The sequence below is a fragment of the Paenibacillus pabuli NBRC 13638 genome, assembly GCF_001514495.1.
In the GTDB taxonomy this organism is placed as follows: Bacteria; Bacillota; Bacilli; order Paenibacillales; family Paenibacillaceae; genus Paenibacillus; species Paenibacillus pabuli.
In genome coordinates this window covers 171,010-191,770 of sequence record NZ_BCNM01000003.1, presented here as the reverse complement: position 1 = coordinate 191,770, position 20,761 = coordinate 171,010, and the positions used below count along the sequence as shown (strand labels likewise).

General features: G+C 44.3%; 18 protein-coding genes. 14 read left to right on the top strand and 4 right to left on the bottom strand.

Annotated elements, in window-relative coordinates; genetic code table 11:
* Positions 1-33: 33 nt before the first annotated feature.
* A complete protein-coding gene (locus PPA03S_RS06295) occupies positions 34-1,050 on the bottom strand; it encodes an NADP-dependent oxidoreductase (RefSeq protein ID WP_062320960.1) in 1,017 nt (338 codons plus the stop codon).
* 176 nt (positions 1,051-1,226) lie between these two features.
* Between PPA03S_RS06295 and PPA03S_RS06290 the strand changes: the two genes are divergently transcribed.
* On the top strand, positions 1,227-1,790 hold the full coding sequence (locus PPA03S_RS06290; protein ID WP_062320958.1) for a TetR/AcrR family transcriptional regulator: 564 nt from the start codon (positions 1,227-1,229) through the stop codon (positions 1,788-1,790).
* 123 nt (positions 1,791-1,913) lie between these two features.
* Here the strand turns inward: PPA03S_RS06290 and PPA03S_RS06285 are convergent, their stop codons facing one another.
* On the bottom strand, positions 1,914-3,905 hold the full coding sequence (locus tag PPA03S_RS06285; protein ID WP_062320957.1) for a DUF4832 domain-containing protein: 1,992 nt from the start codon (positions 3,903-3,905) through the stop codon (positions 1,914-1,916).
* Positions 3,906-4,549: 644 nt separating this feature from the next.
* Between PPA03S_RS06285 and PPA03S_RS06280 the strand changes: the two genes are divergently transcribed.
* The 5 genes from PPA03S_RS06280 to PPA03S_RS06260 all read left to right on the top strand — a co-directional run bounded on the left by PPA03S_RS06280 (position 4,550) and on the right by PPA03S_RS06260 (position 10,108).
* Positions 4,550-5,650, top strand: a complete 1,101-nt coding sequence (locus PPA03S_RS06280; protein ID WP_062320955.1) for a Gfo/Idh/MocA family protein — start codon at positions 4,550-4,552, stop codon at positions 5,648-5,650.
* Positions 5,651-5,661: 11 nt separating this feature from the next.
* Positions 5,662-6,552: a carbohydrate ABC transporter permease gene (locus PPA03S_RS06275; RefSeq protein WP_062320953.1), complete on the top strand. Its 891-nt coding sequence runs from the start codon at positions 5,662-5,664 to the stop codon at positions 6,550-6,552.
* Between the two features lie 12 nt (positions 6,553-6,564).
* Positions 6,565-7,398 carry a carbohydrate ABC transporter permease gene (locus tag PPA03S_RS06270; RefSeq protein ID WP_062320951.1) on the top strand — a complete coding sequence of 278 codons (834 nt, stop codon included), beginning with the start codon at positions 6,565-6,567 and terminating at the stop codon, positions 7,396-7,398.
* Positions 7,399-7,482: 84 nt separating this feature from the next.
* Positions 7,483-8,826: an ABC transporter substrate-binding protein gene (locus PPA03S_RS06265; RefSeq protein WP_062320950.1), complete on the top strand. Its 1,344-nt coding sequence runs from the start codon at positions 7,483-7,485 to the stop codon at positions 8,824-8,826.
* Between the two features lie 253 nt (positions 8,827-9,079).
* On the top strand, positions 9,080-10,108 hold the full coding sequence (locus PPA03S_RS06260) for a LacI family DNA-binding transcriptional regulator (RefSeq protein WP_062320948.1): 1,029 nt from the start codon (positions 9,080-9,082) through the stop codon (positions 10,106-10,108).
* A 988-nt stretch (positions 10,109-11,096) separates the two neighbouring features.
* Here PPA03S_RS06260 and PPA03S_RS06255 read toward each other — a convergent pair.
* Positions 11,097-12,005, bottom strand: coding sequence for a hypothetical protein (locus PPA03S_RS06255; protein ID WP_062320945.1), 909 nt, complete (start codon positions 12,003-12,005; stop codon positions 11,097-11,099).
* 734 nt (positions 12,006-12,739) lie between these two features.
* Here PPA03S_RS06255 and PPA03S_RS32185 point away from each other — a divergent pair.
* Both PPA03S_RS32185 and PPA03S_RS32015 read left to right on the top strand, forming a co-directional pair.
* Complete coding sequence (locus tag PPA03S_RS32185; RefSeq protein ID WP_062320944.1) at positions 12,740-12,982, top strand: aminoglycoside phosphotransferase/kinase family protein; 243 nt, start codon at positions 12,740-12,742, stop codon at positions 12,980-12,982.
* Between the two features lie 6 nt (positions 12,983-12,988).
* Entirely contained in the window at positions 12,989-13,732 is a 744-nt protein-coding gene (locus tag PPA03S_RS32015; protein WP_082704022.1) for a phosphotransferase enzyme family protein, read from the top strand.
* 90 nt (positions 13,733-13,822) lie between these two features.
* On the opposite strand, the gene PPA03S_RS06240 is transcribed toward PPA03S_RS32015, so the two are convergent.
* Entirely contained in the window at positions 13,823-14,728 is a 906-nt protein-coding gene (locus PPA03S_RS06240) for a helix-turn-helix transcriptional regulator (protein WP_062320940.1), read from the bottom strand.
* A gap of 187 nt (positions 14,729-14,915) precedes the next feature.
* Between PPA03S_RS06240 and PPA03S_RS06235 the strand changes: the two genes are divergently transcribed.
* The 6 genes from PPA03S_RS06235 (at position 14,916) to PPA03S_RS06210 (ending at position 20,632) form a co-directional block, all read left to right on the top strand.
* The gene (locus tag PPA03S_RS06235; protein ID WP_062320938.1) at positions 14,916-15,557 is read left to right on the top strand and encodes a carbohydrate-binding family 9-like protein; all 642 of its coding nucleotides are present in this window, start codon (positions 14,916-14,918) and stop codon (positions 15,555-15,557) included.
* A 50-nt stretch (positions 15,558-15,607) separates the two neighbouring features.
* Positions 15,608-16,450 (top strand): sugar phosphate isomerase/epimerase family protein, encoded by an 843-nt coding sequence (locus PPA03S_RS06230; protein WP_062320936.1) that lies wholly within the window; start codon positions 15,608-15,610, stop codon positions 16,448-16,450.
* 63 nt (positions 16,451-16,513) lie between these two features.
* Positions 16,514-17,557, top strand: coding sequence for a Gfo/Idh/MocA family protein (locus PPA03S_RS06225; RefSeq protein ID WP_062320934.1), 1,044 nt, complete (start codon positions 16,514-16,516; stop codon positions 17,555-17,557).
* 397 nt (positions 17,558-17,954) lie between these two features.
* Positions 17,955-18,815: an ATP-binding cassette domain-containing protein gene (locus PPA03S_RS06220; RefSeq protein WP_062320932.1), complete on the top strand. Its 861-nt coding sequence runs from the start codon at positions 17,955-17,957 to the stop codon at positions 18,813-18,815.
* Positions 18,816-18,818: 3 nt separating this feature from the next.
* The gene (locus PPA03S_RS06215) at positions 18,819-19,505 is read left to right on the top strand and encodes a hypothetical protein (protein WP_062320930.1); all 687 of its coding nucleotides are present in this window, start codon (positions 18,819-18,821) and stop codon (positions 19,503-19,505) included.
* 146 nt (positions 19,506-19,651) lie between these two features.
* Positions 19,652-20,632 (top strand): hypothetical protein, encoded by a 981-nt coding sequence (locus PPA03S_RS06210; RefSeq protein ID WP_217998924.1) that lies wholly within the window; start codon positions 19,652-19,654, stop codon positions 20,630-20,632.
* Positions 20,633-20,761 lie beyond the last annotated feature (129 nt).

Below are 20,761 nucleotides of genomic sequence, written 5' to 3'. Positions count from 1 at the left end.
TTGAAAGTGTTCGAGTACTTGCTCTTTTTGCTGCTACAAGTAGGACATCCCAGTTTCTTGAGCGACTATGGAAGATAGATTATCTGTTATATCATCCCTCTGAATGACTATTTTGCCTCTCTTATTCCGGGTGTCGTAATATTTATGAGCTTCGGCTACACCTTGGAAGGTGAAGGGGAATACGTTGTCTACATGTATATCGAGCTTATTCGTCTGAATCCATTGGACAAACGCTTCCCAGTCGTTAGCATTGGGGCTGATTAAGGCAAACTGGGCATCAATTCCACGGATGAGAGGTTGCTTCGCAATCGCAGGATTTACAAGGGAAATGAACGTCCCATTATTCTTTAATATGCTGTAATTTTTCAGTTCTGTTGCTCCGATTCCCGTGACTTTATCGACAACCGGGTCACGAACCATATCCAGCACGACATCAACAGGGCTCAAAGTCTCAGCAAAGTCGGTTGTCGTGTAATCAATCACTTCGTCGGCACCGAGCTGAAGAACAAATGAATGATTATGGGCCCGAGCCGTGGTGATCACATAAGCGCCGTGCTGTTTGGCTAATTGTATGGCGATGTGTCCTACGCCACCTGCGCCGGCGTGGATCAGAATACGCTGTCCCGGCTGCAGTTTGCCATAGTGAAATAAGGCTTGCCAGGCCGTCATGCCGGACGCAGAGACTGAAGCAGCTTCTGCATCGGAAAGGGACTGCGTTATCACAGCAAGATCGCATTCTTCCACAGCGACATGTTCAGCGTAACCACCTCCTGTACGGGACACCGCAATAACGCGGTCCCCGGTTTGTACACGAGTAACCTTTTTCCCTGTGGCCACGACGATTCCAGCGATGTCGACTCCAAGAACATGAGGGAATTGGGTGGGCATGAAATGCCGGAATGTTCCGGTCCTGATCAGTTGATCCGCTGAGGATACTGTAGTCGCCCTCATCTCCACGAGCACCTGTGTATCGCTAATATGTGGTATATCGCGCTCATGCTCCGCAAAAACCTCCGAGCCTCCATAATTCTCTATCACTACTGCTTTCATTATAGTCCTCCATTCGGTATTGCTGGCTGTCAGTTGATTTGTTCTTAGCCGTTCAATATAATGATCGTACTTATAATGGGATTGGACGACAATTGTTAAAACAGTGGAATGTGTCTAATATTGAACACAATCCACTTTTTTGTTCAATCTCAGATCCGATAATAAAAGGAGTAAGTATGGACAGAAGAATACAAAAATCACGTGAATCGATTATAGAGGCCTTTATTCAACTGCTGTCCGAAAAAAATTTCGAGCAAATCACGATTAATCAAATTGCAGAGCGAGCCAATGTAAGTCGCGGAACGGTTTATTTGCATTTTATGGACAAGTTTGATTTGTTGGATCAGTGTATAAAATCCCATTTGGTGGAACTGATCGAGAGCAGTCTCTTCTGCGGAGTCACTGGCATATTTCCTTCCAAAGAAGCTCTGCTGCACAGTTTTCGGTATCTGAAAGAACATGCCCTATTCTATGGTGCAGTGTTGGCTGATCAAAGTGTCCCGGAATTTCGAACTCGCTTGCAGGCTGCTCTGTTGAGAGGACTGGATAAACAAATTGACATGAGTGGCATCAATCAGGGAAGGAACAAGGAGATTATGCTTCAATTCCTTGCTTCCGCGCTGGCTGGCATGATTGAATGGTGGATTACCTCAGCCGAACCGTACTCCGCAGAAGAATTGGTTGATGAATTATGGATTCTGATGGAACGCAATCAAATGACACCTGTGCCTCAAGTATAGGGGGGAGTTGCTGGGGCTTACTGATTGTTGTGTTCGGTTGATAGATAGTTATCATCCAAAAAAAGAAAGAGTAGGAACGAAGGGCGCTGTGGCCCTTATTCCTGCTCTTTTCTGTCATGCCGTTTACTTCGTTACACTGCTCAGCTTGAACGAGCCGTCGGTCAGCTTGTTTGTATTGGCAAAGTCCACACCAGGTTTATTCGTTTCCGGGTCAATGATCGCAATCGCGATATCATAGGTTCCGGCAGCAAGACCGGAGACCGGAATGGAATCGGTCAGGGTGTAGGTACCCGTTTTCCACGTGGTCAGATTAACGGTTGTTGTTTTCTTGGCGACAACTGTATTGCCGCTGCGCAGTTGAATTTCAACCGGCCAGGCAAACGGGAAGTGTTGTACGCCTTTATTCTCCACTTTAATGGTTGCTGTAAATGTGCTTCCGCTAATGGTGGATGGGTGCGAGATTTCCTTCACGACAAAGTGGTAACCCATTCGCTTCTTGAGTGCATCGATATTGGCCTGTAATGCATGATTCAGAGGAAGCGAGGCAGGGGAATTTGGTCCCAGCCAGCTTGGTTTGCTTAGCTCCGTTTGACGCAACGTTTCCGTAAATCCGCTACCCGTGGATAATGCCGCAAGCATGCCGGACTCACCACCGTAAAATTCGCCGCCTGAGATGCGAGTCTCCCAGAAATTCGCATGTGCTGGCTGCTGCTGACCAATATCATCCCAATAGCCATTTTGGGTGCCAGTGTACCAGCCCCAATCCGCATCGAAGCTGTCTTTATGTCCAAACACATCGTTGAACATGCCCATGACCATGCCTTTATTATTGGTTTTGGCGAGGGCGATGCTGCGCCGGATCAGAACCTGCATCTTGTCCTCTTTGCCGGCAAAGGCATCAATATAATGCTGAACATACTTGTTCGAAATGTCATTGGTAGGGAAAGCACCTGTGTAATTGGTTTCACCATTTGGCCCGACATAAGGCCAGGTATGGAACTCACCCCAGTGTCCGAGGGAACCAATCTGGACAAAGGCGACCGGACGATCATTGGTGTTGTACCTTGCCGCAATAGCCTCAATGGCTAATTTGTGCCGTTCTTGCAGATAGGTGGAGTTGTAGTTGGGAGAGAAGCCCATGTTGTTGCCAGTACCCATGCCCCCGGTTGTATCGTTGTATACGGTTCCGGGTGATTCTCCGCGGGCAACCATGTCATTGTAGAGCCAGTCTGGAATATCCCTGTGAGCCTGTCCTGTTGGGCTGTCCAGAATGAAGCGGAACACCACTTTGACACCTTTACTTTTCCAGTAGGCAAAATTGTTGGCGGCTTCAATTGCACTGAAATCATACGTGCCTTTGGTAGACTCAAGCTCCTTCCAGGTCACGCCGGCATATACGAGCCTGTGTGGCTGTGCATAGGTCGTGCTCTTGGCCGAAGGGGCCCAGCCTTTGAAAGGATTGTTGAGTGGGCTGTCCAGCTCTACGGGATTCACCACGGTATTGTTCCCCGTACCACCACCTGACCCAGCCGAGGTCAGAAGGTAAGCGGGCAGGGTTTGTCCAGCCGCAGGCAGTCTTGACGTATCTGAACTGTTGTCGATATACCCGACTCGCACTGTGCTGCCTGCACTGATTTGCAGTGTAGAGAGAGGAATAGCAACCTCAATGACGGTGGAGGTGCGGTAGAATTGGGAGCTGGTCAACGTGCTGTTGAAATTCCAGCTCCAATCGGTTCCGCTGCCGCCATAGCGGTATAACCCCGTATTTTCAAGCAGCCACTCTACCCCTGTAGCTCCCCAGCCCGCAGCCTGGTAACCGGTTGATGTATTGTTATCGGTATTGATCCAGAAGTTGCCCATCGTTGTACTCAGACCAGAGCCTTGTATAAGCAGGTAGAGGTTGGTTCCATCATTGGTCACCTTGAGCGTCTGGGCAGTGCCACTATTGGTGGTGAGAGCACTAACGCTGCTCCAGTCGCTAACATTGCCATCAATGGTGATGGTTGCAGCAGAGGCTTTGGGTAAGGCTCCCGCAGGCAATAGCAGGGTAATCATGAGGGCAAAAGCCAAGAACAGTCCAAGGCTCCGCTTGCTTTGTTCAAATAATCTTGTCATGGTATACCTCCTGAATAATGGATTTGGATTGATTAACTTGTTCTGCCCACCCCGCATGTCTTTATGGGGGAGAGAGTTAGGAGAGTTCAACTCCTTTCGAATCCGCAATTAGCGGCGGAATGATGACGTTTTATGTAAGAGTCATGGTAGTAAACGGGGAATGAACAACTGAAAAGATAGGATTTTGGTTTGCGGCAAATATAAAATGTGTTTTTAGTTCTTGGATTCCGTGTCTAAATTGCATTATAGGGGATGGATACAGGAGATTCAACAGATTTTTTTCCAGAATTTATTATGTTTTCTATTGAAAATAAGCGCGTTTCATTGAAATTTGAACATTAGTATTCATAACTTAAATATAATATTTGCCGCAAACAAAATGAATTCAAATTAAAGTATATGATAATATAACAAAAATGTAAACGCTTAATTTATGATGAATAAAGAGTTATACTGTTTAGTAGTATATAAAATACATCGCAAAACTGTTGCCGCAAAATAATTAAAAATTTAGCCAAAATTAATTGACAAGGAATTAAAACTATTTTACTATCGTTACATGGTCATAGTCCTGTTAGATTTCTTGACATCGAATTGGCTTCATGGCATTTGCCGCAAATTTACAAGCAACGGAGAGTGTAAGCATGGGGAAGATAAAAATGGCTTTTATTGGTGTAGGAGACATGGGGTCACATCATTGCATTGGTTTTGATTTGCTCGAGGATAGTGAGGTTCGTTATATCTGTGATATGAATGAAGCCAATGTGGCCCGTACGCTGGCTGAACTCAAGAACAGTAACCCCGCCATAGTTAGCGATTATCGTGAGCTGCTTGCCAAGGAAGATTTGGATGCGGTGGTCATCAGTGTACCGAACTATTTGCATCGTGAAGTGGCGGTCGCTTTTCTGGAAGCTGGCAAGCATGTATTTCTGGAGAAACCGGTCGCCCATACCATTGAGGACTGCGACGCCATTATAGAAGCTGCGGAAGCCTCTGGACGGGTATTGCAGATCGGATTGGTTTATCGGTATTCGAATCTGTATCGCCGAATGGAGAAGGAATTGGAGAACGGACGTCTTGGCGACGTGAAATTGATGTGGTGCAAGGAATTCCGTGACCCGTTCCCACCTGCAGATTGGTTCTATGACAAGACCAAGTCTGGGGGAGCGATTGTAGAAAAGGATTGTCATCACTTCGACATTTTCAACTGGATGATCCAGGCGAAGCCTGTCCGTGTGTTTGCCTCTGGAGGGCAGCATGTCATGAAGCAAGGAGAGCCCAATCGGATTCAGAATTCATACAGTCACTATCCGACGAAAGAAATTTCGGACACCTCCATCGTTGATCATGCATTTATCACCATTGATTATGATAACGGCAGCAAAGCCAATCTGGGCCTGTGCATGTATTTGAAGCCGCGCAATCTGATGGGAGAAGGGCTTGAGATCGGCCTGATCGGAGAGAACGGCGGTCAGATGGTGGCCCGTAATGACAAGACGATTGATATTGTTGGCGGGCAGGACTGGACAAAAGACCACCTGGACATTGATGTGTCGTCGGATTCCATTATGGGTGGACACACGGGTGGACAGACCCAGCGTATTGATTTTCTGAAATGTATACAGGAAGGCAGACAGCCTTTTGCAAGTGCGCAGGTCGGTCGTAACGCGTTGCTCATTGCCCTGGCGGCAGAGAAATCCATTGTGGAAGAACGGTATGTCTATTTAGAAGAAATTTCAGGCTGAGGGGTGTCATCATGAACAGATTGAGAAAATATGACACACTGCTGTTTTTTCTCTTCATTTTGCCTTGGATTATCGGATTTATCACCTTTTTCCTGTTTCCTTTCGGGACCTCGGTCTTCTACGCCTTTACGGATGCGAGACTGCCGGGAGCAACCAACTTCAACTTTGTCGGCATTGATAATTTTACACACATGATGGACGATCCCATCTTTTTGAAAAGTTTGATGAACACGATGTTTTTCGTTGTATTCGGTGTTCCAATTGTTACGGCGGGTATGCTGTGTCTGGCGATGCTGCTTAATTTTAACGTCAAAGGTATTGCCTTGTTCCGCACCTTCTTCTACTTACCGACCCTGGTGCCCATTGTTGCAACGGTCATTATCTGGCGGCTGGTGTTCAACTCCGAATTCGGCATCCTGAACGCCGGACTTGGCGCGCTGGGCATAGGTAAAGTGGACTGGATTGGCGGGGAGCATACGATCAAGCCTGTCATCATCATGCTTCAGGTCTGGATCTCGGGCAGCGGGGTACTGATCTTCCTGGCTGCACTGAAAAATGTACCCAGACATTTGTATGAAGCTGCTGCAATTGACGGTGCAAGCGGGATTCGCCGATTTTTCCAAATTACGCTGCCGATGATCAGTCCTTCCATCCTGTTTGTCATCATTATTCAGACGATGTATAACTTTCAGATGTTTACGGAAGCACTGCTGCTCTCTAAGGGGGGGCCGAACTACTCTGCTTATACGTTTGTCTACAATATTTACAAGTCGGCCTTTACCGATCTGAAATTCAGCATGGCGATGACGCAGTCGATTTTCCTGTTCGCCGTGATCTCGCTTGTCACCCTGATCCTGATGAAAGTATCGAACCGCTTTGTGTATTACGAGGGAGAACGATAGGAGGAGAGTTACATGAACAGCCGAAAAATAGCGGTAAAAGCGTCCCAATATACATTGCTGATCGCAGCATTAATGCTGTTCGCAGGGCCTCTGGTATGGATGCTCTCGACCATGCTGAAAACCAAAGCGGAAACCTACAAGGTACCGCCAACCATCCTGCCGGACACATTCAGTCTGGAAGCCTTTGAACGATTGTTCGCTGTGCAGCCGATGATGTGGCAGTGGATTCAGAACTCATTTATCATTTCCTTTTTTGTTGCAGCGGGAGCGGTGGTGTCCAGTTCACTTGTTGCTTACGGTTTCTCCCGTTTTACAACCAAGTATCGGAATATTCTGTTCCCGGTTGTGCTTGTTACTTTAATGATTCCTCCATCCATTATGATGATTCCCTCGTATGTCCTTTTTTCCAAGCTGAACTGGATTGACACCTGGCTGCCGCTCATTGTGCCAGCCTGGCTCGGAGGCGCCTATTATATCTTCCTGTTCCGACAGTTTTTCATGACCATTCCCCAGGAACTGGACGAGGCTACATATCTCGATGGCGGCAATCGCTGGACGGTATATGCACGAGTCATTATGCCGCTGTCCAAACCGATTATTATGACGACCATTATTTTTGCCTTTGTGAACTCCTGGCTCGATTTTCTGGGGCCGTTCCTGTATATCAAAAACGCAGAGATGTTCACGCTGAGCGTAGGCCTGCAGCTGTTGATTGGTCAGACGAGCCAGGATTTGCCCGCGCTCGCTGCGGGTGCATTTATCAGTATTGTACCTATCGGTCTGCTGTATCTGTTTGCACAACGTTATATCGTCGAGGGGGTGGTGCTTACGGGCACCAAAGGGTAGATTGGCTGCCTTGCTTTCCGGTTTTCGGGTGGATAGGACTTTTTGACTTTTTGATATGACATGACTTAAAGGGGAGCTGTGTATATGAGAGCGAAGCGTAAACGGCTATTCAATGTATGGGCACTTGTACTTGCGGCAATGGTGGTGATCAGTGGATGTGGAAATGGGGGATCGTCCGAAAACGCCGACTCTTCCGGTTCAGGCAGCAGCCCGAGTGAACCTGTAACGATTACATACTCCCAGTGGGGGACGGCAGAAGAGCTTCATCGTACACAGGAACTGTTGGATCAGTTCATGAAGGCCAATACCGATATTAAAGTCAAACTGGAAGGCAAGGATTGGGGCAGCTATTGGGACGGACTTACAGCGAATGCAGCTGGGGGCACACTTCCGGACGTATTCAAAACCAGTTATGCCTACGTGGAGAAATACGCCGAGCTGGGCATCTTCAAGGAATTGGACGGCTTGCTGGCGGAAAATCAGTTTGATCTGAACAATGTGGACAAAAGTCTGCTGGGTCTTCACCAATATCAGGGCAAACAAGTTTCCTTGCCGATCGATGCGAATGTCATCGTATGGTATTACAACAAAGCAATCTTTGAGAGTGAGGCCACGAATCCTCATAAAGCTCCCGTTCCATCGCTTGAGCCAACGTGGGATGAAATCACTGATATTGCAACCAAGATGACGCTCGATAAGAACGGGAAAAGTGCAGACGAAGCGGGTTTTGATGCGGGTAACATTGTGCAATGGGGCTTGTCCATTTCACCGGGATCTACGATGGATTGGTTCCTGGAGCCGGAACTGTGGTCCAACGGTGCGAAGCTGGTGAATGATGATGGTTCCCTTGCGCTTGAGACACCTGAAGCGATGGAAGTACTGAACTATTTTATCGACTTGACCAAAAATAAAAAGATTAACACCACCCCTGCACAGATTGAAGGTTTGGGTGGACAGGTGAATCTGGCGATTACTACATCCAAGGTAGCGATGAATCCGGGTGGCAGTTGGAATACAACCAACTACCAGGAGGCTGGCGTGGAGTACGGCATCTCGTATTTGCCGAAATTCAAAACCAACCAGACCGTCGTTCAGCCGGCAGGTCTTGCAATCAGCTCCAATACCAAGCATGAAGAGGCGGCTTACAAGCTGCTGGCCTGGCTGGCAGGTCCGGAAGGACAGACTGAACTTGCGAAGCAGGGGTATTCCATTCCGGCTAACAAGGCCGCAGCGGATGCCTATATTGCCACTGTAGGTGAAGATAATAAAATCTTCCTGGATGCGCAGCAGTATGGCATTGTATCTCCGTTTACAACAAAAAAAACCGATCTGGTCTGGACGTATGGTGAGCAATCACTCAAACTTCCACTTGCCGGGGATGGTGATCTGAATGCGGCGCTTAAGGAGTTGGCCTCCAAGATGCAATAAGCAGATAAAGAGGCGGCAGAGCTTCATTCGTTATTCTTACAAGGATTAAAATTGGCGGCAGTTATGGGGGACAGCAAACTCCCTGACTGCCGCTATTATGTTATAAAAGACTGCGCCCGTGCACCATTTCATTGACTTCTGACGAGTAGAAATATAGAATTATATTTGCCGCAAATTTGTGTTTGCAGGGATGAAATTGCCCCAATACGAATGGGGTTTAAATACATAGTCAGAGGAAAGGTGGGGACTTCACATGGCAAAATTGAAGGATATTGCAGACCGGGTAGGTGTATCGATCTCTACCGTTTCACGTGTGATGAAGAACGATGTCAATCGATCGGTCAGCGATGAAACCCGCAAAAAAATCTGGGATACCGCTGAGGAGCTGGGCTACCGTTCACAGCGTCCGGCCAAGAAGAAAAAGGTACAGCCCAAAACGGCATATGCGATCGGCTGTGTGGTGGCTATTCCGCAAAATAAATACAACAGCCCTTATTTTTCAGTCATTATGGAAGGGATTGAGAAGCAGCTTGCTGAAGCGGGTATGCGTCTGGAATTTGTGTACAGCATCGAAAACGATGGCGACATCGTGCAGCTGCAGTCTCTGGTGAAGGAACATCGGATTGATGGCATGATTGTAGTGGAACGGATTGACCCGGAAGCCTATCGCTGGCTCAAAGCCAATGTACGCACCTTAGTGGGTGTGGATATCACGGACCCGGACATTCCGGTCGTTAGTTATGACCGGGAAGAGGCTGCCAGGGAGGCAACGAATCATCTGATTGCCCAAGGGCATCGGATCATTGCCTACATTGGCGGTGCTGAATACAAGAACGATTTTCGTGAGGAAAAACGGTTCCTTGGTTATCGGCGTGCCATGAATGACGCGGGATTACCTGTGGATGATGACTGGGTGATCGATGTGAAATGGGATGTTTCGCTGAGTTATGAATTGACCAAGCAGGCATTTACCAACAATGCGAACAGACCTACAGCCATTTTTGCAGCCAGTGACATGATGGCGATTGCGGCCATGCGTGCTGCGACCGAACAGGGGCTCCGCATTCCAGAGGATATCGCCTTCTTTGGGGTAGACAATATTGAGATATCCGAATTCACCTCTCCGCCGTTATCGACCATTCATGTACCGAAGCTAGAGATGGGCATGTTCGCGGTTAAACAGCTGCTCGATTATCTGGATCATCATTATGAAGTCGCTGTCAAAATGATCGTTCCGTATCGCTGTATATTCCGCCAGTCTTCCAATGGCAAAATAGAATAATTTCATGGATGCTGCATTCAGGCACCAAAATATCTGCAACACAAATGTTTGAAAAGTTAGAAATAAATAAGAGGAGCATTATTGATATATTGATGCAGTATGCATCATTGGACTGCATATAATTCCAGATTTAACTAACGGGCAGGTTAGTCTAAATCATAATGTGGCTGTTAATTACTGAAGAGCGCCACACTTGGCTTATACAATCGAAGAGTAGGGCTTATTTAGAAGACAATTACAGTGGTTAGAACCAATAGCTGCAACAAATTGGCAGGGAATGATAAGGGGATGTAGCCGGGTTAAATTCGTCTTACACAAGTCTAGGTACCATATTAGGATCGCCTATTGCTGGTGCACTATATGATGTAACACATTTCATGCCTTATACGATAGCCAGCAGTTACTCAGTGCTGGTCACAAACAGAAACAAAAAGGTGTCTAAGCGAAAAGAAACTACCTTCGATGTATAAAGCTCCATTTTGTAGTTAGGGAGTAGTCTTTGTCTCCTCTATGAAATAAAATAATCATGTATTTTCATCAACCACCAAGTGCAAAATAAGTAGGTTAGGACTAACACTTCTTCTTCTGACATACCGTTTGTATCCAAAGAATTATTAAAAATGATAAAAAAAGACCCCTTAAAAAAGGGGCTTTTTTGTGCAGATCATTTTCTTTTAAACCCTGTAAGAAAATATGAAACAGTAAACACAATGGATAGGTTTAAAATGATAATCAACAACCTTGGGGTATCAAGTTGGTATATTGGATTAAATCCATTGATGTCTCTATTTGAGTCAATTAGCATCCATATAGGAGCGAACACTGCGGAATCAACAGATTTTTCTGGTCCCCATATTAAATGAAACGGCACAAGCAAAAAACCGAAAACAATGATAAATAAGATATACAGAACCATTATAATTTTCTTAATAACAATCAAATCCTTTGTTTCGTTTCAACAAAAAGGTGGAAACGAAATTAAATAGTATTATTTAGGAGCACCGGATGGAGGCAAAGGTGTAGAGGCGCTTGTACTTTTATTCGTGTTAACAACTGACCAATACTCGTTAGATTTCACAGACAGGCGTTTATTGACACCTGTTTCTGTTGTATCTTCTGTAAAAATAGAACCGCCGGGTACAACTGTATAAGTAGTAGTATACACACCTGAGTAAGAATCTTCAATCCAACGAATATATGGTCGGTAGCCCCAAGCTGTCCATCCTGGAACATCTGCTCCTTGAGATACGGTTGTCTCCTGCTCAGCTGTAAAGCTTCCACTGAAACCAAATTTATTTTTTACTTCAATTGAGCCTGAAAACCCTAAAGTGGCACTGATTTTCGTTCGTTTTGTGCTGCTAACCTTAATAGGAACAGAAGAACGATAATTGTCTTCTGTCAACCAATTATTAGTATAGGTAACCATATTTGTGCTTTTTGTGACCGATGGGCCGCTTTTCCATGAACCGTATAGCTTCACAAGAGAATTCACTGCTGCAACACTTGAAGGGCTTACTAAGGAAGATTGAGCACTATTCGTTGTCGAGGCGATAGTATTTTCCACAAGAATGTCTACATCTTTTATACTATCAGCATATTTAATAGGGTCACTATTAAAAAAGTTTAAATATGCTTCGCGTAATTTTTGAGAATCAATCTCTTTCGTAGTTTCATCATACCAACCATTATCTTCAAGTTGGCCGACCTTCTTTAACCCACTTGAGAAAGAAGAAAGTGCTTGAGTAGGTTCATTTATTTTCTCAGAGAGAACTTCAGTTATTTGCTTGGCATCAACTGTTTGTACAACAGAAGATGTTAGCTCAGCAGCATAGCCAACATTAACAGCAGAAAAGCTTAATGCTAATGAGAGAATAGATAATGCAACTTTTTTATTCATTTAATTCCATCATTTTCTATTTATTTTAAATTATTTATTATCCACCTTTTAATGGAATTTTTTTATGATATCATATACATATCGAAAAAAAGTGTCGAAATTTGGAGATTCATTTGTTAAACTTTTGTAATAATTTAGATCTATCTGAAAAATCGATTTTAATTATGTAACTTCTAGGATATAAACAACTTATAAGTCTTTTAAGTTACAGATTTTTTAGATAAACATTAGATTAGTCAAAGTAAAAAAATAAGCTTAAAAAAGGGTTGAAAGATTACATTGTTGTGGTGGAGGTAAACAAAGCCGTTCAAGTTGATTGATGTGAATTCATGTAGGGTTCGAAAGCTAAGGCAACACAGTATACACTTGGGAAATACAATTTATATTGCCGAAGCGATTATCTGGATGTATAGATTGATATCAACAGAGTGGTTGATGTTACATTAGATTCTGGTTCTGATTCAGGGTTATGCCAAAACGTATAGGCATAACGCTAAAAGATATGGAGCAGTTTATAGGTCGGTAGCTGCTTCTTTTTCGTTAAACTAACGGGCAGGTTAACACAATAGATCAACCATTTTGGTTGACTGTAAAAAGTTGGATTAGTATGATTGCTATGGAATAGAAAAATCCTGAAACTGGGGCTTTCGCATGTCACCAGGCATTCATTTTATTAAATTTAGGCAACAGCAGTGAGTAGGCCATAATTTAATCTTTATTACTAAGGAGAACTAATGGACCCAAAAATAAAATTATTGTTCTTGGACGAACATGCTGCTGAAGGCGCCGCGCGTTATGGGGTCAGCCAAGAGGAACTCACTTTCATTGGAGGTTTTCAAAACTTTATATATTCCTATAATCGCGATGAATTGAAATATATTCTCCGTTTCACTCCGAGCACTCTTCGCACGTCGGAAGGACTTGTAGCAGAAATGGATTGGATTCATTATCTTTCAGAGAGTGGTATAGCAGTGTAAGAACCGATTTCTTCAATTAATGGAGAGTATTGCGAACTAGTTCAAGGAAATAAAATAGATTTTTACGTAACCTCCTTTAAACATGCACCAGGCCGTAAGATCGGATATCCAGAATGTCTAGGCAATTCTATACTTTATGAAGAGTGTGGACGTATAACGGGCCGACTTCATGAATTAGCGAAGCTTTACAACCCTACGATTGCCAAAAGGCACACTTGGGAGTTTAATGAATACCTCTTACGAGCCGAGGATTATTTGCCGTCAGAACTTCAACCAATCCTTATTGCCCTTGATGAACTTAAAGTACAATTGGCGAGTCTACCTGTTAATGCGGATAATTTTGGTTTGATCCATGGAGATATTAATGTGGGAAACTTCACGATCGATGAAGCTGGGGGATTAACTCTCTTTGACTTCGACGAGTGCCAGTACAGTTGGTATGTCGAGGATATTGCTATCCAACTGTATTACTTGCTATATGTATTCGGAGAAGATTCGAAGTTCGAACGAAAGGACCAGTACGAACTTTTCATAAAGCACTTCGAGCTAGGTTATACAGAGGATGGTCGACGAATGCCAGACAACTGGAAGGATTTGTTGAAGCTTTTCCTTAGACTTCGCGAAATCATTGTGGTTGTCGGTATGCATCGGAGCTGGAATTTAAGCAAGCCAGATGACTGGACCCGCGATTTCTTGCAAGATAGTAGAATGAGGATTACTAAAGGTATCTCGTTGATCGATGAATTTTGAACGACTAAATGGAGGATACTCATTGAGCTAACGGGAAACGTTGGTTCAAAAAGCATGGAGCAGTCTGCAATTTGGCAGGCTGCTCTTTTTTTACAGCATTTTGGACAACTTCCGGTATTCCCGTGGCGAAATGCCCTCATATTTGCGGAACATGCGGCTGAAATAATGAATATCCGGGTAACCGCTTTGTACACCCACAGCCTCAATGGAATGATCGGTTTCCCGGAGCAGCTTACGTGCTTCGCTTAGACGGATGGATTGAATGTATTCGTTGGGCGGCATGCCCGCAATCTGTTTGAACAATTTGGCCATGTGATCCACACTCAGATTCAATTGTTTGGCGATGCTCGAATTGGTCCATGGGTCGGATGGGGCCGCCTCTATACGTTTCATAAGTTCTAGCAGCTTTTCTCCATGTACCGAATCATGACGTGACGAACTTCGCCAGGATGAACGCAGCAAATGGGTCAATATTTGCAGCATCAACGCTTTACATACCAGTTCATATCCCGGTGGGCGCATGGTGAATTCATGAACCAATTGCTCCATAAGCTGCACGGCAGCTGTTGAGGGGGTATACACCGGGCTGAAAGATAGTGGAGTCATGCCCTCTGCACACGCCTCCACGGCGAATTTATGAGGCTGAACAGTCTCTTCGTTAACCACCATATCGGCCTCGGTCTGAATGGTTAATTCGTTGAAGAAATCAAAATGAATGCCGATAAAACGTGCTTCCGGGCTGGAAACCACCTCATTTTGGTGATAGACACCGGCAGGCAGCATGATGAGCTGGCCCGCCTTTAAAATATGGTGTTTATCGTTCATATCCGTTGCTGCTTCACCTTGGGAGACATACAGAAGTTCAAAATCATACAAACGCCGTTTGGCCAGCTTGCCGGGAGGAAGGCTCTGGAACTGAGCATAATGCACGTTAGGAGACCATTCCTTGTAAGCAGCGGTTCGTTGCAGAGGATATACCGTTTGTTGAAGAGACATGAATCCGATCTCCTTTCTCAATGAGATTGGCCCTAATAGATCGAGTTGAAACTGAACGGAATTGTGCAAATAATCTCTTTATCTCCTAAATAAATATTCACATAAATTATTTATAATATATGTATTATCACATGTTCTTACGAGAGAGACAATATCACGGATTAAGCTAAAAAAGGAGAGGATTACGATGCACTCTCTCCCTGTGGAACGCAGCACGAGTTATTGCTGCGAACCACTCAGGTCAGTTGCACAGAGTGGATTTCCCTCGGCTGCGGATTGGGAACGATGTGTTCCAGTGGAACTGGTGGACACGGTAACAGGCAGACCACCATATCAATCCACAGAAGTTCGCTTTGGCTGGAGTCCCGAATACCTGCATATTCGCTATGTATGCCAGGATGATTACGTCGTATCAGATTTCACGGAAAGGGATCAGCCATTGTATGAGCAGGATGTAATCGAACTGTTCATTGATGAACAGGGTGATGGCACCAACTACATCGAACTGGAGGTTAGTCCGCACAACGTTGTATTCGATGCACTCATTCACAATGATGGCGAAGGTTCCGAATTGAAGGTGGATGTAACCTGGAAGCTGAAGGGGTTGCAAACGGCTGTAGAAGTGGATCTTCAGGGCAATCGGGTGTATTTAATCCATATTCCCGTCTGTAACTTCAAGTCGCCCCTGACTAAAGGGGTATGCTGGAGGGTCAACGTTTACCGTATTGATGAGAATGTGCAAGGAGATCGGGAGTATCAGGCATGGCAGCCCACGGGAGCAGTAAACTTTCATTTGCCTACCCGATTTGGTTATTTTCAATTGGGGTAGTTATGCACGGATGAAGAACAGGTTTGTATATTTTGAAGGAGGGTATTGGGATGAAAAAAGGGATTAACATATGGTCGTTTCCAGGAGATGCCTCTATTGCGGATTGTATTCAGACGGCGAAGCAAGCCGGCTTTGAGGGGATTGAACTATCTCTTAATGGAGAAGGCGAGCTAAGTCTGTCTGCCACGGATCAGGAGGTTCGTGATATTCAGGGACGTCTGGAAGAGGCCGAACTCGACATCGCGGGACTTGCAACCGGATTGTACTGGGATTATCCGATGACGAGTGCCCGTCCAGAGATCCGCTCGAAAGCATTGGACGTGTGTAAAAAACAGCTGGAACTTGCCGCAGCATTTGGTGTGGATACCATTCTGGTCATTCCGGGTGCGGTTGGTGTGGATTTTATTCCAGACAGCGAAGTGACGGATTATGAAGTTGCCTACGAACGGGCGCAAGAAGCGATTGCGCACCTGCTGCCGTATGCGGAAAGTGCCGGAGTATCGATTGGCATTGAGAACGTATGGAACAAATTTCTGGTGTCGCCGCTAGAGCTGCGTACCTTTATTGATTCCTTTGGCTCAGATTATATAGGTTCGTATTTCGATGTGGGCAATGTGGTGCAGAACGGTTACCCGGAGCAGTGGGTTCGCATTCTCGGTCACCGGATCAAGAAGGTGCACTTCAAGGATTACCGTCGTCAAGCGGGAGGGCTTCATGGATTTGTGGATTTGCTGGCTGGAGATGTGAACTATCCGGCGGTGATGCAGGCATTACAGGCCATTGGTTACGACAACTACGTGACTGCCGAGATGATTCCGCCATACACTCATCATTCGAAGCAGATCATATTCAATACATCCAAAGCGATGGATGCCATTCTTGGACGTTCTTAGGAATAAATTCAGATAACAACGTTTATGAGAGTGAGAAATCTATTTTTTGTGGGAGGTAGAACTATGTTAAAAGTGGGATTGATCGGTTTTGGGTTTATGGGACGTATGCATTTTGATAACTATGTACGCCTTGCCTCAGAAGGGGAACCCGTGGAATTGGCAGCCATCTGCGATCTGAGAATAGAGGAACTGAAGAACGGTAAAGCAGCCGGCAATATGGCAACAGAGCAGGAGGTATATGATCTCACACCTTATCGTTTGTACGACAACATCGACGCGATGCTGGAGCATGAAGAACTGGATATCATTGATATTACGCTGCCTACGCCACTGCATGCTGAACTAACGTGTTCCTTGCTGGAGAAGGGCATGCATGTGCTGTGTGAGAAGCCGGTTGCACGCCATTCGGCGGAAGGCTGGAAGATGGCACAGACGGCCAAAGAAACCGGGAAAACACTGATGATTGGTCAATGTTTACGCTTCTGGCCAGCCTATGCTTATCTGAAATCCGTTGTAGAAGACGGTCGTTATGGATCGGTCAACGCAGGTTATTTCTTCAGGGGTTCAGGTTTGCCTCAAGAGTGGTTTTTGGATGGGGAGAAAAGCGGTGGCTGCATATTAGATATGCACATCCATGATGCGGACATGATTCACTGGCTGTTTGGCAAACCGGATCAAGTATCCACGCTGGCTCGCAACGTCATTCCGGGAAGCGGCTATGATACCGTGTCCACCAATTATGTATACCCTGACGGAAAAGTGCTGAATGCTCAAGCTGACTGGACGCTGGGGGGAGACTACGGTTTCTCGATGACATATCGCGTTAATTTGGAGCAGGGGAATCTGGTCTTTGAGAATGGTGAGCTGAACGTAAATCCGAACAATGCTCCCGGTTTCGTCGCTGAGCTGTCACCCGACTCGGGATATTATCACCAACTCAAATATTTTATCCAGTCTGTTCAAGCAGGTACGCCTGTATCTGTATGTACACCAGAGAGCGCAACAGGCTCGCTTGAGTTAATTGAAGCCGAGATGCGCTCGGCGGATGAGCGCGGGGCATTGGTTTCGGTGGGGGAAAAGACAGGTCAAATGACAGCAGAGGCATAATTAATGCGATCAATTTCCGATCCGGCATCGTTCCCCAGCTGGGTGTTCTATAAAAAAAGATTGCGCTGATCATGGCAAATTTTTTACTGGTGTGGGTGGCCATTCTTTTGCTTGCCGCACTTGGCTCTACCCTGGTTTAGATCGAGACGAAATGGAAAGAGCAGAACCTTCGTACATGAAGGTTCTGCTCTTTTTGCAATAATGTTCCTTTTAAAATCGAACATGAAGAAATGTGAGTAATATTTATTACTGTTTAATTAATGAATTTACCGGATAATTTCTCTTGCAAATACAATTCTTATGATCCACTTCCACCTGGCTTGGTTGATGGAAAAATTGAATTATGTATCTAAGGACTTAGATGTCAAAATAAAAATAAGGTAGCAGGTGAGTATTTATGAAATTGAGCGTTAAAAATCTTTCGAAACATTACGATAAGCCTATTCTCCAGAATGTATCTTTTGAAATGAATACCGGAATACTTGGTTTGCTAGGCGAAAATGGAGCAGGAAAAACGACATTGCTCGAAATCATCTCCACGCTCATTGCCCCCCATACAGGTCAAGTAGACTATGAAGGCATGGATGTCGTTCAGGATTTACATACGATTCGAAAACAGATTGGCTACTTGCCACAGAAGTTTGATTTTTTTCCCCACTTGACCGTGCAGGAGATTCTTGAATATGTTTGCCGTTTGAAAAATATTCATGGGAGGCAGCGGATAACAGAAATTGAAGAAAAACTCAATCAGGTTGGATTGCTGGAGCAAAGAAACAAAAAATTCAATGCTTTGTCTGGAGGTATGAAGCAACGCTTAGGTATTGCCCAGGCTATTGTTGGCAACCCCAAGTTACTTTTGATTGATGAACCTACCGTGGGACTTGATCCTCATGAGCGTGTATCGTTTAGACAACTGTTAACCACTCTTGCAACAGACCGGTCTATTATTATTTCCACTCATATTGTCGAAGATGTTGCACTTACAACGGATTTTGTTCTTGTACTGCACCAAGGGATTGTTAACTACTTTGGAGATATCCCTGCTTTCATCAAATCGGTCGAGGGAAAGGTCTGGCTTTATAGCGGAGAGAATGTGACTGAGAAGCTTCAAAAACAAGGTGCACTAATCATCTCAACACAGGTCACTGCAAGTGGTGTACATATTCGCTATCTATCGGATACCCCGTTGGAAGGCAGCCTTTTATTAGAGCCTACTTTGGAGCACGCCTATATTTATACGAATAGAAAGAAGGTATAACCATTGAATGAATTTATGGTACAACTTCATTTTTCGTTTAAATCATTGCTAAAACATCGCATGCTACTTATCATTGTTTTTTTTCTCACAACGATAATCCCACTTGTTTTGGCACAAATGAGTGGAGAGACCCGCTTTGAAAATCGTTGGCTTTCTATGCTTCAGCTCCAAATGATTATTGTGACGCCTCTAGTCCCCGTTCTCGTAAATGCTGTTTGGGGCGGAAAACTAAGAGACTTCGAACTGAAAACGATCATGTTTTATCTAATTATCCCATCAAATTATTTAATCTCTAAGCTTGTAGCGGTTGGGGCCGGAATAAGTATGAGTTTGATACTGATCGATTCTATTTATTGGTTTGCATTATCAAACCAAGGTCCTAATCTCTTATGGTTAGTTACACTCTTGCAAATCATCTTAACCGTATCCTTTGTTGTCTCGTTAACTGGACTATGCTCACTTATTTTTAAGAGGACGATATACAGTACTATTTTAGTTTTTATTTACTTGATTATCAGTATTCAATATATCCGACAACCCATGTTTGCGATCTGGTTTAATCCAGATTATGTATCGGAAATGATACTACAGCCGAATTTTATGCTTCAACGGTATGTCTTAGTCTTGTGGGTAGCCCTCATGCTGTTGATCAGCTCAATGTTGTTCAGAAAGCAGGTTGTACGCACATGATACGGTTATGGTTTTTAAAACTAAAGGTCCTATGGTGCAGTGAACATATCTGGGCTTTCTACATGGGACTGTTCATTTTGTATTTGAGCAAATTTGTATTTTTCATAGATGAATTGCCTGTTACCATACCTTTATATGGACTTTTCATGTCCACCATGACGCTTGTTATATTGAATTCACCTAAGCGTTACCATATGGTTCATATGATAAGACTGACCAACTGGAACCCTATACGGAGAACTTTGCAGTCATGGTTATTTAGTTTTTTTTGTACGCTTCCAGCCTCAACCCTCTTATTTTTCACGGTTCATGAAATCTTTAAAGACACTCCTGTTTATCTGCTTGTGTTTGTTATTTTCGGATTATCTTACTTCGCAATCAGCTTTGCGTTTGTAATTTCTTTATTACCTTTTAAAATGGCTATTCTATGCAGTGTATCTTTGTACATGCTCCTCACTTTAATGCATGGCTATAAACTGGAGAGTGTTCGGTACGTCGCACCAACTCTGAATTTTATGTATCCAGATTACCCTGATATGATTAATATGCTGTCGATATTTTTTCTTGGTATACTGATGCTGGCCATCTATTGTTGGAGAGGAGTCGATGGGCCTCGCCGACAAAAAAAAATATTGCTTTTCATTCTCATGATTATCGCTGCCACATACATCGCAGTTCCCCTTGGACAAATATGGATTGGAAGGCATTTAGCAAATGAACCTTATCAAAAGGTTCAAGTGAATAACATCGTTGTGCAATATAAAGGCATCCCTCATACTATTGCAACAAGATATGGTCAGGTAGTATCTGATATTATCGATGAGTTGAACGAACATAAGATTAATCCTAATATTACCCAAATCATAATTACTCGATTAGATCATGTTCCCAAAGGTACTCAACTGGAGCATATTTTGAAGTTAGAAGAGAAGACGCTATACATTGAACCATATTCGAATAAGTTTTATGAGTTTAATTATGGGTATAATATAATTCGGGATATGCTTGAACTTTCCGAAACTAATCATCAGATTGGACTACAAATAACCCAAAGTTTGATTAGTAAGAACAAACATCATTTTTTCGATTCACTTCAACGTCGGGGACTTAGTGAAACTTATGAATAAAAGATATGGTTTCATAAGAGTAACTATCCGTAAGTTAATAGAGTTGGAGTGAATTAAAATGATTAATAGTATACTAAACCGTTACTTGTAGTTAGGGCGTGTCTTCAATCTGTTTGAAGACACGCCCTA